Origin of the sequence: Microbacterium sp. (assembly GCF_044508325.1) — a bacterium.
GTDB lineage: Bacteria > Actinomycetota > Actinomycetes > Actinomycetales > Microbacteriaceae > Microbacterium.
Map to the genome: position 1 here is coordinate 246,133 of NZ_JBIQHX010000003.1, position 14,971 is coordinate 261,103.

The following is a 14,971-nucleotide window of genomic DNA, read 5'->3' on the forward strand; positions in this document are numbered from 1 at the left end:
TCCCGGTACTCGCGCCAGTCGGCTTCTCAGCTGACCTCGGGCGGGATCCGGTGCCGCTCGATCAGCCATCTGCTGTCCCGGGCATACAGACGCACTCCTCTGTCGTCCGCTGCGACGACCGTCGACGACGCGGCCGGTTCGCGGGTGTGCACGACATAATAGGTGCCCACCCGACAGTGAGGACGGAATTGAGGCTGTGAGCGGGATCACCACGAGTCCTCCGGAACGCACATCGGTGCTCGGGCGCACACGCGTGTCCAGCGACGTCGAGGGTGGCCCGACGCTGTGGTTCGAAATTCCCGAGGAGCACGCGCATCTGCTGAGCGATCGCGCAGACTTCGTCGCGATCGGGCTCTTGCTGCCGGCGATGCCCTATCGGCGCGATCTGCACGTGGGAGGCTCGGTCACAGACACCCTGCTGCAACGCCTCAACGGCGACGTTCAGGACCTCATGCATGCCGCAGCGCGCGACTTCCACAGAGTGCGCGTGACGGCCGATGCTTCGATTCCGGCATCGAGCACCGCCGAAGGAGTCGGGACAGGATTCTCGGGCGGCATCGACTCCCTGACCGTCCTGCTGACGTATGCCCTCTCGGACGACGTTCCCCCTGCGCTGCACCTGACGCATCTCTTGTACAACAACGTCGGGTCGCATGCAGAGGGGGGGCGTGAACTCTGGCGTCGGCGCTACACGCGTTGGCGGAGGCGGCGGCCGAGATCGGGCTGCCGTTCGTGCCCGTCGACAGCAACATCGAGGAGCATTTCCCTCGGATGGGCTTCCTGGAGACGGTGTCGTTCCGCAACTGCGCGGTGGCCCATCTTCTCGGCGGCGGAATCGGGCGCCTGGTGTACGCCTCCGGGTTCACCTACGCAGACGTGCGGATGCCGGACCACGGTGAGATCTCACGCATCGACACGGTCCTTCTCCCACTGCTGTCGACGGGATCCGTCACGCTGGAGCCGGCGAATGCCGCCTTGACCCGCGTGCAGAAGACACTCGCCATCGCCGACCGGCCCGAGCGGCGATGGCTCGACGTGTGCGTCGCGCCTGACGAGGACGTCACGAACTGCTCGCGGTGCTGGAAGTGCATGCGCACCATGCTGACCCTCGACATCGCGGGGCGGCTCGACGAGTTCTGCCCGACGCCGTTCCGACGTGAGCCGTACAGTGCTCGACTGCCGTCCTATCGCGCCGAGGTCCTCGCATCCACTGACCCGCAGTGTCGCGAGATCGTCCGGCTCGCCGCAGACCGGGGATGGCGTTGGGGGACTGCGGCGCACCTCAGGGCGATCGTGCTGCGACTCCGAGCGCGCATCCACGCGGCCGCACGAAAGCTCGTCAGGAAGGTCAGGCGACGGCTGCCCAGACTCTGGCGTGCCCCGCGGCCGACCGCTCCCAGGTGAACTCTGCTGCACGCGCGCGGCCCGCCGTCACCAGCTCAAGAACCGCCGACCCGCCGCCCACCGCATCGAGCAGTCCCTCGGCAAGTCCACCAGGGGTGGGGCTGACGAGGATCGCCGCCCCGCCGGCGACCTCCGGCAGGCTGCTCGTTTCGGCAGCCACCACCGGCGTGTTAGCGGCCATCGCCTCCAAGACCGGGAGGCCGAAGCCCTCGTACAGGGACGGCACCACGACCGCCGTCGCGGCGGCGACCAGACCGGGCATCCGCTCGTCGGCCACGCGGCCGAGCAGCACCGTGCCCGGCATGCCGTCGAAAAGCGCCGTGCGACGGTCGTGAGGCGGGCCGGCAAGCGCCAGCATCAGCTCCGGCTGCTCCCGATGCACTCTCGGCCATGCCTCGGCGAGGGCTGCAAGGTTCTTCCGCTGGGCCGCGCCTCCCGCGTGCAGCACATATGGGCCCATGAGCCCCAGTTCGGCGCGAGCGGCCGCATCAAGCGGCGCGGCGTCGAAGAAGCGAGGATCGACGCCGTTCGGCACCACTTGCGGATCCTGAACGCCGAGGAACTCGACCGCCTCGCTCGCGGTGAACTCCGACACGCAGATCACCGCCACCGCGCGGCGCAGCTCGTCGGTGGCAGCAGGAACCGGTGCCGACTCGTCGGGGAACCGCCACGCCACGATGTCATGCAGTGTGGCGACGTCGGCATGGGGTGAGGGAGGGATCTCCAGCGACATCCGATGTGAGACCGCGTCGCCTGCGAACAGACCGCGGCCGATCTCGCGGCGCACAGCGACGCTTGCCATCGCGACTCTCCTGATCGGGAGGCGTCGATTGCCCTCCAGCGACGATCGAAGCGACCGGACCACCAGCTCGCGGAACCTCCACGTCGGCCCGATCGCGTCGGGCCCACGCGAGATCACCTGCGCCTCGTAGCCCTGGGCGCCCATCGGGATCTCGGAAGCGATCCTCGCGACGGTGAGACGGGGAGGGCGCATCGTCCTGTACGTCTCCCCTCCTGCAGGCGGCTGACCGATTCTCCCAGATTGCGGCGTGGCATGGCATAGCCTGATGCGGTGAGTGACGGCCCCTCGGTTGTAGTCGTGATCGCGACCTATCGTCGACCGCACTATGTCCGCGAGTGCCTCGAGCACCTCGCAGTGCAGACCCTGCGAGCGGACCGGATCGTCGTCGTGGACGCCTCCCCGGATGACGAGACCGCAGCGGTGGTGTGTGACTTCCCCCACGTCGAGTATCTGAGGAACGACCACGGCATCGGGACATTGGCCACCTCGCGGGCGATCGGAATCGCCGGCGCCGGCGAGGATGTCGTCGCGTTCATCGACGACGATGCGTTCGCCCGTCCGGACTGGCTAGAACGGCTCGTCGCGCCCTATTCAGAGCCGGATGTGGCCGCGGTGGGCGGACGGACCGACAACGGGCGCCCCGAAGAGCTGGACCAGGGCGTCGGACAGATCGGACTCATCCTGCCCGACGGGCGCCTCACCGGATACTTCGCCGCAGACCCGGGACGACGAGTCGACGTGGATCACATGATGGGGGCGAACATGTCCGCCAGGCTGAGCGTCGTGAGCGAACTCGGCGGCATCCGCGACTACTACCCCGGAACCTGCCTGCGGGAGGATTCGGATCTGCCGCTGCGCATGCGGCGGCGTGGGTGGCGGGTCGTGTATGAGCCTGCGGCGGTCGTGCGTCACATGGCAGGCGACTATGCCAAGGGCCGCCGCTTCGACTCGCGCTATCGGTTCTACGGCGCTCGCAACCACATCGTGCTCCTCGCGACCGTCTACGGCTGGCGACGAGCCCTGCCGTGGCGCTACCTGCGCACGGCGTTCACCGCGATGTTCAACGAGATCGTCGATGGACTGCGCGCTGTGAAGGACCCTGCCCGTGAGGGGCTGCACGCCAAGATCCGCGGCGTCGGGGGAGGTTTCCGCAGAGCCGCGATCGACTTCGCAGGACTGACGGTCGGCTGCGCTGCGAGCCTCCGACGGCACGACCGCGCGCACACCGTCACGCTTCCCGGACCGGGGGTGACGCGATCATGACCGTGCCGCAGGTGAGCATCGTGCTCGCGACCAACCGCAACAGCCCGTTCCTCGCGGAGGCCTTGCGCAGTGTCCAGGCGCAGACGATGGCGGACTGGGAGCTGATCCTCGTCGACAACGGCATCCCCGAGCCCGAGCCGATCGCAAAGCTCCTCGCCGCCGACTCGCGCATGCGGATGATCACGATCGATTCCTCTGCCACGGCCGGACTCTCCAGGAACGTCGGGGCATCGCAGACCAGCGGGCCTCTGGTGACCTTCCTCGATGACGACGACGTGTGGCGCGAGGACCGGCTCGAACTCCATGCGCGGGCGCACACTGCACAGCAGCACGCGCCCGCGAGCTACTCGGGCTATTGGCATATGGATGCTGAGGGACGCCGGTTCGGGACGGACTGGCGGTCTCGGCAGGCGCCGGCGGACGAGATGCTCCGAGGGACGGTGCACACTCCGCTCGGACCCACGGTCGTCGTCCGGCGGGAGGAGTTCGCGGCGATCGGCGGCTTCAGCCCCGAGATCCCGATCCTCGTCGATTTCGAGTTCGCCCTGCGGCTCGCGCTGCGAGGCTCCTTCGCGTATATCGATGAACTGCTCGTCGGCTATCGTCGGCACGACCGGAACATGACCTCGACCGCATCGGCGAACGTGCGACTTCGCCGCGCCGCGATGGAGGGGATGGTCGAACGGCAGCGATGGGCGGCGGCGGGTCGGGGCCTGGATCACACCGCCCGGATGCTCGACGAACGACTTGGCCGATTCCGTGCGGAACAGGCCCATGAGATCGGAGCGAGCCTGCCGCGCCTGCTCCGAGGCGGTGACCTGGGCGGGGCCGCGGGTGATGCGGTGTGGGCCGTGCGACGGTCGCCATTCCGCTTCCTGAGGGGGCTGGGCTCGACACTCGCCCGTTCGCTCAGAGGTTCGGGAGGCCGCGCACGGTGAAGATCAACGCATATGTGCTTGCAGGCGATCCCGCCTGGGCCGCCCAGAGCATCCACTCCTACTACCATCTCGTGAACGAGATCGTCGTCTCCTTCGACCGCTCGCGGCGATCGTGGGCGGGCCACCCGCTGTCTGTCGACGAGTCGCTCGCGCGAATCGCAACCGCTGACCCGGAGGGCAAGGTGCGTCACCTCCCGGGTGACCATGTCGACCCGAACCGGTACGCTCTGCGAGTCGAGACGGAGCAACGTCAGATCGCGCTGGATGCCGCATCCGCCGGCGCAGACTGGGTGATCCAACTCGACACCGATGAAATCGTCCGGTCACCGGGCACATTCCGCGAACACATCCGCCTCGCCGATTCGCGGGCCGCCGATGCCGTCGAGTTCCCCTCCCGCCTGCTCCACGTGCGCACCAAGTCGGGACAATTCCTGGAGAGGTGCGGGCGCTGGTGGCAGACGCAGTCCGCATACCCTGGGCCTCTCGCGGTGCGTGCGGGAACCAAGCTCACCCTTGCACGTCAGTCGAAGGGCATCGCCACCCATCGTGTGGACGTCAGGCCATGGAACACCGACCCAGTTCAGCCGCGCGGTGTCCCGGTCCACGGTGTCATCCGCCCGGCAGATGCAGTGGTGCACCTCAGCTGGGTGCGCACCGAAGCGCAAATGGCTGAGAAGCGCGTCGTGTCTGGCCACGCGCGCGACCGCGATTGGGAGCGAGACATACGCCGATGGCGTGCGGCAACACGCCATCCGTGGCTGACTACCATGCGGACCCCCTTGATGTTCGACCGATGGAGGCGATTCCGTCTCACGCGCATCCCGGAGTTGGCTGACGTCGAAACCTGACCACCGTCTGGTCATGGGCTTCGGCGGACGTCTCTGTCAGCGCGCATGTGCAGCAGTCCGAGTGGGTAGCGTCCCAGCTCGCCCGCGGTGGCCCGCAGCCGGTCGATCGCTTCTGCCAGCCCATCACCGAGCGACGCGATGATATCCGCGTCGGCACGACGGCCTAGCCGCACGACATCGTCGGCGGTCAGCCTGTCGTCGAATTCCAGGTATCGGCTGCGTCCCGGCGTTGCCGCCGACTCGTAGTCCCGGAACTTGAAGTCTCCGCCCCCTAGCGGCGGATCGAGCAGTGTCCATGTCGCGGGGATACCGTACGAGTCCGCCGTGACGAGTCCGTGCAGAGAGGACGAGAAGATGACCGAGCAGGAGGCGATTTCGCGTACTGCCGCGGCTGCACCCTGGTGAACGTTGATGACACGCACGCGTGCTCCGCCGCGCGCAACCAACCTGGCAAGCTCCGCGTTCCCGCGGTGGTGCCCATGCGGAACGACACCGACCTCCCACCGCAGCCGCGGCCGTGGGAGGTGCCGTGCGACGAGGATGCCCGGGTCACCGAGTGGCGTGTCTGCCGGCGCTCCGACAAGGTCGCGTGTGTGATGCCCGCGCACCGCGAGGAAGCGGGCGGCCGTGAGGGGGTGCGTCCGCTCCTCCATGAGGCCGGATCCCCAGACTGCGCCTGAGTAGTCGTGCGGCACGAACTCGAGGATGCTCCCGACTCCGATGAGCCGGGCCTCGGCCACGCGTCGATGGAGTGGCACGACCCCGTAGCGAGGAAGAAGCCACGGCGTCATCGCGTCGCCGAAGTTCGGGTGACCGTCCCACCAGAACGCGGGAATCAGCACGCCCGAGCGCCACATCGGTGGCACCACGGCCGCCGCAAGAACCTCGCGAATCCGACGGGCTCGGCGGCGCACGGGATGCGTGAACTCCACGTTGCTCCTTCACGGCTCGGAAGCAGAGCGGCCGTCAGATGTATAGGCTCAACCCATCTTCCCCTATACATCCACCACCTAGCCCATGCCAGATCATGAGCCTCGCCTCACCCTTGCGACGATCGCCACGTCCAATCCGATGGGTGCAGAGATCTACCAGGAGCGCATCGCGCAGTACGCTCCGGCTGCGCTGAGCATGACAACGCCCGGCCGGTGGTCGATTGACCGTGCGATCTTCCGTTCCCTTCGGTCGCACCTGCCCGGCACCAACCGGCTGCCCATGGGGTACGTCATCAGGGCTTCTGCACCAATGCGAATGCGGATCGGACGACTTCTCTACCGACGGTCAACTGTCACTCATCGCATGAATCTCGAATTGCCCCCTGCGGCTCACGGCGACGTGATCACCCTGCACGACGTCGTCGCCTGGCGCTTCCCGGACGAGTCTTCCCCGGTGCCGGCAGCAAAAGAGGAGGCTCGCCGTGCGGATGCTGTCATCTGTGTCTCCGAGTTCACGGCTCAGGAAGCGGTCGATCTGCTCGGCGTCCAGAATCCGATCGTCATTCACAACGGTGTCGACGGACGTTTTTTCGACGCAACGCCCCTTGATCAAGGAACACGCAGCGCTCTGCGCGTACCAGACCGCTACGTCGTGCATGTCGGCGGCGCAGCGCAACGGAAGAACCTCGGTGCACTCGCTGAAGCCTGGCCGCACGTACGCCGCGAACGTCCCGATCTGCACCTGGTCCTCGCAGGACCGGAGCATCCTCGGCGGACGGAACTGTTCCGGGACCTGCCCGGGGTCGTTCTGGTGGGGCGCCTCTCGGACGAGTCCATGCCCAGCCTGATCGCCGGGGCACAAGCAGCCGTCGTCCCATCGCTCTACGAGGGTTTCGGCCTACCGGTGCTCGAGGCCATGGCGGCCGGTGTCCCCGTCGTGGCTGCCAATACGAGCAGTCTTCCCGAGGTTGCCGGGAAGGCTGCGATCCTGGTCGAACCCACTGCTCGCGGGCTAGCCGAAGGGCTGCTGGATGCGACGTCGGGGGATGCGGGCGTGCTCGAACTCGTCCGTGCCGGGCGGACTCGTGCCGCAGAGTTCAGCTGGGAACGCGCGGCCGTCAAACATGCACAGCTGTGGACTTCGCTGGGCTGATATAGGACCGTTGCACCTTGTATCCTCATCGCAGTGCTCGCCTTCGTCACCTCTCTACGCCACCCGCTGAACAGCCGCGATTACTCGCGCGTCGAGAGTCTGCTGATGGACTCGATTCACTCGATCCTGAGACAGGACGACCCGCATTTCGGCGTTTGGGTCGTCGGAAACAAGCGTCCGGCAGGATTGCCGAGTTCCGTGACCTGGGTGGAGGTAGGTTACCCTCCTCCCAGTCGGGAGCGGTCACCGATGACAGGCGTCCCGGCGGTGCTCATCGACAAGGGCACGAAGCTCGTCATCGGCCTGATCGCGGCGATGCAGAGCAGGCCAGACCACGTGATGTGCTTCGATGCAGACGATCTGGTGTCGCGGCGATTGGCATCCCTGTCCACCGCAGCTCCCGGTGCCCCTGGATGGCGGGTCACATCGGGTTGGCGCTGGGCGAGCGAGCGGAAAGCAGTGCGGAGGCAGCCTGACTTCCATCGTCACTGCGGTACGGGTCTGATCGTCCGTTCTGATCTTTATGCCGTCCCGGCATCGCTTGCAGCGAATGCGAGTCAGGCAGAAATCGCAGCCACGCTCGGAGCGCGGCTGCACCGACACTTCGGGTCCCATCTCCACCTCAGCGATGACCTCGCCGCGCGAGGAATCGAACTCGCAGAGGTTCCGTTCTCCGGTGCCTTGTACCGCGTGGGGACGGGTGAGAACCACTCGGGAATCTCATTGGGTGGGCTGGGGCGTCCCATCAGCCGTCGCGTGGCAGACGAGTTCGGAGTACCAGCGACTGAACGAACTCCGGTGGGTTTGGCTCGCGCCGTCCTGCCCAGCCGTCGCGGCATCATCGAGCGGCTTCCGCTACGTGCGAGGGGTGAGTGAGTCAGCGGCCGGATCATCCACCGCGAAGCTTCGTCCGCGCCCGCCTCAACGTGTGCAATGCGCGCGAGGGTCCGTGCCACCAGCGCGAACCGCGCAGGGGATCGATGATCGTGCGCGCCGCTCTCGCCTCAACCTCACGCAGTTCCCGGAACTCAGGTGAGCCGCTGGTCGTACCCATCTCCGTATCGAAAGCCGTGCCCATCAGTGCAACGTTCGGGCGTCGCTGCTGGAGGAAGAGCCAGTCGTCCCCGTACCAGATCCTCAGCTGCTCGGGAATCGGCACGTAGTCGCTGCGCCGAAGGCACATGAACACGCCGAAGCGGTTGGGGATGTTCTCGTGGGTGGCCAGACGCCATGCGATAGGGCCCTCGGGCGAACGGAAGCATGAAGCGCTCGGGCCGACCAACCCCACCCATCCTCGACGAAGCAGCTTCGCCGAGTAGTCCAACGCCTGCACATCGAACAGGATGTCGTCGTTCAGGATCGCGAGCAGTTCTCCTCGGGCCTCACGTGCCCCGAGGTTCCAGGCAGGATTGACGTAGATGTTCTCGGCCTGGTCGAGGACGCGCACCTTGGAGGACTCGAACTTGAGCGGCACTGGAGCATTGTTGATGATCAGCACCTCGAGCACGAGCGGATGATCGGCGCAGATCCTGACGAGGTGCTTCAGGCGCGGTGAGCGCTGCAATGTGGGGATGATCACTGAGAACAGCGAGGCTGCGGCCACGCGGCAAAGCATATCGTCGCCACCGCGCATCCTGATCGATGCACACCTCTGGACGGCTCGCGCTCACGCCGATGCATACAGCTGAACGTAAGTCTCGGCGGTGCGCGACCAACTGAACTCCGCGATCCGGCGCCTCCCCGCGGCTGCGATGCGGTCGCGCAGTGCGTCGTCCGACACGACACGATGCAACGTGGCGGCGAATGCAGCACGGTTCTCGGGATCGACGAGCAGAGCATCCTCACCGTCGCGCAGAAACTCGGCCGCACCGCCGCGTTCCGTCATGATCAAAGCTGTGCCGCTCCGCCACGCTTCGAGCGCGACGATGCCGAACGCCTCCGACCGGCTCGGCACGACCACGACCTTCGCGCCAGCCATGGCGTCGGCGACCTGCTGTTCGCCCAGACGACCCACCAGGCGAACACGAGCGGCGACCTCACGGTCCGCAGCGTGTTGCAGCAGCGCGTTGCGCTCTGGTCCTTCGCCCGCAATCAGCAGCAAGTGGTCGCGCGCGATGCCCGACTCCGCGAACGCGTCGATGAGCAGGTCGAATCCCTTCATCCGCCCGAGCCGGCCAACCCCGAGGACATGGGGCTCGCTTTCCATCGGAGAGCCCGATGGCCCGATCGCGAGGTCCACACCGTTGGGCACTACATCGCCGCCTGACAAACCGAACTCGGCGCGCAGATCACGCAAGACGTACTCGGAAGGGGCCGTGACGAATGCGGCCACGCCGAGCGCGTCGGTCAGGTTGCGCCGCAGCAGCTTCGATCGTCGAAAGGCCCCATGATCGTCGCCGATCGTCTCGCCGTGCGAGGTCACCCCGAGCGGCACACCGAACGTCCGATGCAGCCCGAGGGCGTAGACGCCGTTCGGCCCGAAGCAGTGCACGTGCAGCACGTCGGGCGCGAACTCGCGGTACGCCCTCTTCCACGTCAGCCACGCTCGCGGCCATGCGAGCGCGAACCGCGCCATCGCCGAGACCGTCCTCGCGGGCAATGGTGCGGGCAGGTATCGCACGGTGATGCCCTCGACCTCCGCGACCCGATGGCCTCCGGAGCGATCGACCGTCCACACCTCGACCTCCACGCCCTGCGCCGCAAGATGACGGGCCACCTGTCGCACGTGCTCCTCGACACCACCGATATACGGCGCGTAAGACGAGGTCACCAGGGCGACGCGCAACGGCGCCGCGCCCTCAGCTCCCCCGGCCCCAGGCATCCATTCTCCTACTGCAGTGCGCTCGTCAGCCGCGCCAGATTGTCGAGCACCATCGAGCGCAGTGGCTGCTTCATCCACTCCTCGAGGGTGAGCTCGCGCGACAGCTCACGGTACATCTGCTCGATCTCGCGCATCTCGCGCACGAACTCCTCGCCCCGTATGAACAGCGAGATCTCCATGTTCAGACCGAACGAGCGCATGTCCATGTTGCTCGACCCGATGATGGCCAGCTCGTCGTCGATCGTCATCGACTTCGAGTGCAGGATGTACGGCTTCCGGTACATCCAGATCTTCACGCCCGCCTTCAGCAGCATCTCGTAGTAGCTGCGCTGCGCGTGGTAGACGATGGCCTGGTCGCCTTCCTCCGACACGAACAGTTCCACCTGCAGGCCGCGCTGGCAGGCCGTCGTCACCGCGAGCAGCAGAGCCTCGTCGGGCACGAAATAGGGGCTCACGATGATGACCTTGCGCTGCGCGTAGTACAGCAGCGCGAGGAACAGCCGCAGGTTGTTCTCGGCCTCGAATCCCGGACCGGACGGCACGACCTGGCAGTCCAGGTCGCCCGGGCCGCTCTTCACGTCGAACAGGTCGATCTCGTCAGTGAGGATCTCGTCCGTCTCGGCGTACCAGTCCGAGAGGAACACGGCGTTGACGGACGCGACGACCGGCCCTTCCAGCCGGCACATGAGGTCGACCCAGTGCAGCCCGCGCTTGATGTTCTTCTTCAGGTTGTAGGTGGAGTCGGTGACGTTCTGCGAGCCCATGAACGCGACGGTGCCGTCCACGACCACGAGCTTGCGGTGGTTGCGCAGGTCGGGGCGCTGGTACTTGCCCTTGAACGGCTGCACGGGCAGCATCAGGCGCCACTGGGCGCCCATGGCGTCGAGGCGTCGCAGCGTCCTCTTGTAGAACGGCTTGCCGCGGTTGGCCCAGTGGTCCAGCAGGACGCGCACCGTGATGCCGCGCGCGCAGACCTCTTCGAGCGCGCGGAAGAAGTTGTCGGTGGAGGCATCCGACTGCAGGATGTAGAACTCGACGTGGACGTACCGCCGTGCCGTGCGGATCGCGTCGGCCATGGCATCCAGGCTCGCCTGGTAGTCGGAGATCAGGTGCGCGTCGTTGTCACCCGACAGGGGCATCGCGCCGAGGTGCCGGTTCATCGTGACCAGCGAGGTGTACCCGGGGGGTGCGTTCGGCCGCAGCGTCCCGAAGTCGAGGTGCGCACTCGTGTCCTGGATGTACTCGTTGATCTGAGCCTGCATCTTGCGGCGCTTGCGAGGCAGCCGCGGGTTGCCGATGAGCAGGAACAGCAGCACGCCGACGAGAGGGATGAAGTAGATCGCGAGCAGCCACGCCATGGCGGCAGTGGGGCGTCGGTTGCGCGGGATGATGATGATCGCGGCGATGCGCACCGTGATGTCGAAGATCGCGACGAGAATGAGCCACCACGTTGCCTCGAACGTGATGTTGATCATGTGCAGTTGACCTCCGGGCCGGCCTGCGACAAGCGTAGTGGTCGGCGGCGGCGCGGTGCGTGATCAGCGATCGGCGGCGTGGGCGGATGCCGGAGGCATCCCTCGCCGGGCGCGCTCCTCCTGCTCGATCTCGGCGTAGACGCGCCGCTCGGTGCGGTCCATCCGGAGGATGCTGCGCAGGATGAAGAAGAACATTCCGGCGACGACGACCGTGGGCAGCAGCGCCCAGATCACCGCGAGCCAGATGTTGTCCATGCCTCAAGGATACGCGGAATGTCGCGGGTGATCCTCCTCCCCAGCCCCCTCGGACCAGGCCGCGTCCTCGGTTCAGGCATTCCCGCCGCCCCATCGTCGCACCGCGCACTCAGGCTCGGTGCATGACCACGATCATCAAAGCGGCAGATGCCGCGCAGTTCCTCGCCCTCGTGCCGCGCCTGGCCGGCTGCCGCCCCGTGCGCAGCCTGGCGCTCGTGCCGTTCGGGGGCTCGCGCACGCTCGGCGTCATGCGGGCCGATCTTCCCGCCGCCGATGCCGACGTCGACAGCGTCGCCGCGACTCTGGTCGGCATGGTCTGCCGCGTCCGGGAGGCCGACGGCCTGGCTCTGGTCGTCTACACCGACGAGGCCTACGGCGCAGACGCGGGGATCGCGCGCGGTCCGCTGGTGGAGGCACTCATCCGGAAGACGGATGCCTGCGGCCTCCGCCTCATCGAGGCCCTCTGCGTCGCGCGCGACGGGTGGGGCTCATATCTCGAGGACGGGAGCCCGAGGCACGCCCTCGACGACCTCGCCGACGACGACCTCGTCAAGAGCCTGCCCGGCGACCTGCGCGCCCCGCTGCCCGACCACATCGCCGGCGCCGCGCTGCCCGACGTCGATCTGGCGCAGCGGGAGCGCGCCGCGCAGGCGCTGCGGGCACTGGGCGAGGCCGTCGAGGCCGTGTGCGCGGCGACCGGCCGGGAGCCGGCGGCGCACACCGACCTGGCCCGGCTCGACCCGCAGGCGCTGGCCGCCGCCTGCGCGCTCGACGACCTTCCCGCACTGTTCGAGGACGCGCTGCGGTGGGACCCGGCCGATCTGCGGCCGGCCGATGCCGCGGCGATCATCTGGTGCCTGGCCCGCCCCGCGCTGCGCGACGTCGCGCTGGTGCAGTGGTGCACCGGCATCGATATCGGCGATGCCGCCCTCGACGCACAGCTGCGCTGGCAGGGCGGCGAGGACTACCCGGCGGCGCTCGCGCAGCACCTGTGGGGCGAAGGCGAGCGGCCCGACGCCGACCGGCTGCGCACGGCGCTCGCGCTGGCGCGCCACACGGCGGCGCTGGCCCCGCGCGACGTGCGCCCCGGTCCGCTCGCGACGGCGGGTTGGCTGTCGTGGGCGCTGGGTCGCAGCAGCCACGCCGTCTGGTACGTCGAGCGCGCGACGGAGATCGATCCGCAGCACGGACTCACCGGCATCCTTGCGGCCATGCTGAACGCCGGCCATCTGCCGGAGTGGGTCTTCGAGCGACCGCTTCCCAGCGCTACTTGACGAGCGGGAACAGGATCGTCTCGCGGATGCCCAGGCCGGTGAGCGCCATGAGCAGGCGATCGATGCCCATCCCCATCCCGCCCATGGGCGGCATCCCGTGCTCCATCGCGCGCAGGAACTCCTCGTCGATCGTCATCGCCTCCAGGTCGCCGCGCGCGGCGAGCTTGGCCTGCTCGACGAAGCGCTCACGCTGGATGACGGGGTCGACGAGCTCGGAGTACCCGGTGGCCAGCTCGAACCCTCGGATGTACAGGTCCCACTTCTCCACGACGCCCGGAATCGACCGGTGCTCGCGCACCAGCGGGCTGGTGTCGACGGGGAAGTCCATGACGAAGGTGGGGCGGGTGAGCGATCCCTTCACGAAGTGCTCCCAGAGCTCTTCGACCCACTTGCCGTGGGTGGGATGCGGCGGCGCGTCGACGCCGGCCTTCGCGGCGAGCGCCTCGAGGTCGGCCGGCGAGGTGCGGGGGGTGATCGAGACGCCGGATGCCTCGCTCAGCGAGTCGTACATCGACAGCCGGTCCCATCGGCCGCCCAGGTCGTACTCGGTGCCGTCCGCCCAGGTCACGGTCGTGGATCCGGCCACGGCGACGGCCGCGTTCTGGATCAGCTCCTGGGTGAGGTCGGCGATGCCGTGGTAGTCGGTGTACGCCTGGTACGCCTCGAGCATTGCGAACTCCGGGCTGTGCGTGGAGTCCGCGCCCTCGTTGCGGAAGTCGCGGTTGATCTCGTACACGCGCTCGATGCCGCCCACGACGGCACGCTTGAGGAACAGCTCGGTCGCGATGCGCAGGTACAGCTGCGTGTCGAACGCGTTCGAGTGCGTCACGAACGGGCGGGCCGAGGCGCCGCCCGGCTGCACCTGCAGGATCGGGGTCTCGACCTCGATGAAGCCGTGCCCGTCCAGGGTCCGGCGGATGCTGGTGTTCACCTTCGCCCGGGCGCGCACGGTCTCGCGGGCCCGCTCGCGGACGATGAGGTCGAGGAACCGCGAGCGCACCCGGCTCTCCTCGCTGAGCTCGGTGTACATGTTCGGCAGCGGCAGGATCGCCTTCGACGCGATCTGCCACTCGCTCACCATGATCGACAGCTCGCCCCGGCGGCTGGAGATCACCTCGCCCTTCACGAAGACGTGGTCGCCGAGGTCGACGAGCTCCTTCCAGCGCTGCAGCGACTCCTCGCCGACGGCCGCGAGAGACACCATCGCCTGGATGCGGCTGCCGTCGCCCGACTGCAGGCTCGCGAAGCACAGCTTCCCGGTGTTGCGGCTGAACACCACCCGGCCGGCGACCGCCGCGGTGACTCCGGTCTCCTCCCCTGCCTCGAGGTGCCCGTAGCGCTCCCGCAGCTCGGGGATGGTGTCGGTGATCGGCACCGTGACCGGGTACGCGCCGCCGCCGGCGTCCTCGCGCTCCGCGATCAGCCGCTCGCGCTTGGCGAGGCGCACCGCCTTCTGCTCGAACACCTCGTCGAGCTCGGCGCGCTGGGCGTCCTCCTCGACAGGCGCGGGCGCAGGGGCAGGGGCGGACTGGTCGGTCACTGGGGGCTCCTCCAAACGCGGACGCCCAAGTCTATCGGCGGGCGCCTCGGCGTTCCCCGCACGGGCTGTTGACATCCCCACCGCTGCGGGACAGCCTGGACGAAGGAGCGAGAGCCATGTCAGCATCCCGACACGAGCCCGCTCGAGGGCTGAGCCCGCCCTGACAGATCAGAACCCGGACGGCGGTCCGATCAGCGGTGTCTTGATCGGGGCCGCGGCGCCGACGGCGACCACGATCGAGTTCCCGAACGGGTTCACGACCGGGT

The 14,971-nt window shown here is 67.8% G+C and carries 14 protein-coding genes; 7 read left to right on the forward strand and 7 right to left on the reverse strand.

All coding sequences use genetic code 11. The features are described from left to right. The first annotated feature begins 696 nt into the window (after nucleotides 1-696). Complete coding sequence (locus ACIWQI_RS04165) at nucleotides 697-1,404, forward strand: hypothetical protein (protein WP_396655851.1); 708 nt, start codon at nucleotides 697-699, stop codon at nucleotides 1,402-1,404. Here the strand turns inward: ACIWQI_RS04165 and ACIWQI_RS04170 are convergent. After that, nucleotides 1,349-2,206: a glycosyltransferase family 4 protein gene (locus ACIWQI_RS04170; RefSeq protein ID WP_396655852.1), complete on the reverse strand. Its 858-nt coding sequence runs from the start codon at nucleotides 2,204-2,206 to the stop codon at nucleotides 1,349-1,351. The two genes, ACIWQI_RS04165 and ACIWQI_RS04170, sit on opposite strands and share 56 nt — an antisense overlap. Nucleotides 2,207-2,476: 270 nt before the next feature. Here ACIWQI_RS04170 and ACIWQI_RS04175 point away from each other — a divergent pair, with 270 nt between their 5' ends. Genes ACIWQI_RS04175 through ACIWQI_RS04185 form a run of 3 tightly spaced genes read left to right on the forward strand, consistent with a single transcriptional unit; the run spans nucleotide 2,477 to nucleotide 5,255 of the window. Then, nucleotides 2,477-3,469 (forward strand): glycosyltransferase family 2 protein, encoded by a 993-nt coding sequence (locus ACIWQI_RS04175; RefSeq protein ID WP_396655853.1) that lies wholly within the window; start codon nucleotides 2,477-2,479, stop codon nucleotides 3,467-3,469. Beyond that, the gene (locus ACIWQI_RS04180) at nucleotides 3,466-4,407 is read left to right on the forward strand and encodes a glycosyltransferase family 2 protein (protein ID WP_396655854.1); all 942 of its coding nucleotides are present in this window, start codon (nucleotides 3,466-3,468) and stop codon (nucleotides 4,405-4,407) included. The genes ACIWQI_RS04175 and ACIWQI_RS04180 overlap by 4 nt, the downstream gene beginning before the upstream one ends. Continuing rightward, entirely contained in the window at nucleotides 4,404-5,255 is an 852-nt protein-coding gene (locus tag ACIWQI_RS04185; RefSeq protein WP_396655855.1) for a hypothetical protein, read from the forward strand. The genes ACIWQI_RS04180 and ACIWQI_RS04185 overlap by 4 nt, the downstream gene beginning before the upstream one ends. A gap of 11 nt (nucleotides 5,256-5,266) precedes the next feature. Here ACIWQI_RS04185 and ACIWQI_RS04190 read toward each other — a convergent pair whose 3' ends face one another. Continuing rightward, nucleotides 5,267-6,187, reverse strand: a complete 921-nt coding sequence (locus ACIWQI_RS04190) for a polysaccharide pyruvyl transferase family protein (protein ID WP_396655856.1) — start codon at nucleotides 6,185-6,187, stop codon at nucleotides 5,267-5,269. 139 nt (nucleotides 6,188-6,326) lie between these two features. Here ACIWQI_RS04190 and ACIWQI_RS04195 point away from each other — a divergent pair, with 139 nt between their 5' ends. Together ACIWQI_RS04195 and ACIWQI_RS04200 are read left to right on the forward strand one after the other, a co-directional pair. Continuing rightward, on the forward strand, nucleotides 6,327-7,340 hold the full coding sequence (locus tag ACIWQI_RS04195) for a glycosyltransferase family 4 protein (RefSeq protein ID WP_396655857.1): 1,014 nt from the start codon (nucleotides 6,327-6,329) through the stop codon (nucleotides 7,338-7,340). Nucleotides 7,341-7,373: 33 nt separating this feature from the next. Continuing rightward, the gene (locus tag ACIWQI_RS04200; protein WP_396655858.1) at nucleotides 7,374-8,216 is read left to right on the forward strand and encodes a hypothetical protein; all 843 of its coding nucleotides are present in this window, start codon (nucleotides 7,374-7,376) and stop codon (nucleotides 8,214-8,216) included. A 13-nt stretch (nucleotides 8,217-8,229) separates the two neighbouring features. Here the strand turns inward: ACIWQI_RS04200 and ACIWQI_RS04205 are convergent, their stop codons facing one another. The 4 genes from ACIWQI_RS04205 to ACIWQI_RS04220 all read right to left on the reverse strand — a co-directional run bounded on the left by ACIWQI_RS04205 (nucleotide 8,230) and on the right by ACIWQI_RS04220 (nucleotide 11,891). Continuing rightward, nucleotides 8,230-8,943, reverse strand: coding sequence for a glycosyltransferase family 2 protein (locus ACIWQI_RS04205; RefSeq protein ID WP_396655859.1), 714 nt, complete (start codon nucleotides 8,941-8,943; stop codon nucleotides 8,230-8,232). 63 nt (nucleotides 8,944-9,006) lie between these two features. Then, nucleotides 9,007-10,161, reverse strand: coding sequence for a glycosyltransferase family 4 protein (locus ACIWQI_RS04210; RefSeq protein WP_396655860.1), 1,155 nt, complete (start codon nucleotides 10,159-10,161; stop codon nucleotides 9,007-9,009). Nucleotides 10,162-10,169: 8 nt separating this feature from the next. Then, nucleotides 10,170-11,636, reverse strand: a complete 1,467-nt coding sequence (gene cls, locus ACIWQI_RS04215; protein WP_396655861.1) for a cardiolipin synthase — start codon at nucleotides 11,634-11,636, stop codon at nucleotides 10,170-10,172. 63 nt (nucleotides 11,637-11,699) lie between these two features. Further along, nucleotides 11,700-11,891 (reverse strand): hypothetical protein, encoded by a 192-nt coding sequence (locus tag ACIWQI_RS04220; RefSeq protein ID WP_396655862.1) that lies wholly within the window; start codon nucleotides 11,889-11,891, stop codon nucleotides 11,700-11,702. 122 nt (nucleotides 11,892-12,013) lie between these two features. On the opposite strand from ACIWQI_RS04220, the gene ACIWQI_RS04225 reads away from it, so the two are divergent. Continuing rightward, nucleotides 12,014-13,165, forward strand: a complete 1,152-nt coding sequence (locus tag ACIWQI_RS04225) for a DUF4192 family protein (protein ID WP_396655863.1) — start codon at nucleotides 12,014-12,016, stop codon at nucleotides 13,163-13,165. Here the strand turns inward: ACIWQI_RS04225 and lysS are convergent. After that, the gene (gene lysS, locus ACIWQI_RS04230) at nucleotides 13,158-14,705 is read right to left on the reverse strand and encodes a lysine--tRNA ligase (protein ID WP_396655864.1); all 1,548 of its coding nucleotides are present in this window, start codon (nucleotides 14,703-14,705) and stop codon (nucleotides 13,158-13,160) included. The genes ACIWQI_RS04225 and lysS overlap by 8 nt on opposite strands. Nucleotides 14,706-14,971 lie beyond the last annotated feature (266 nt).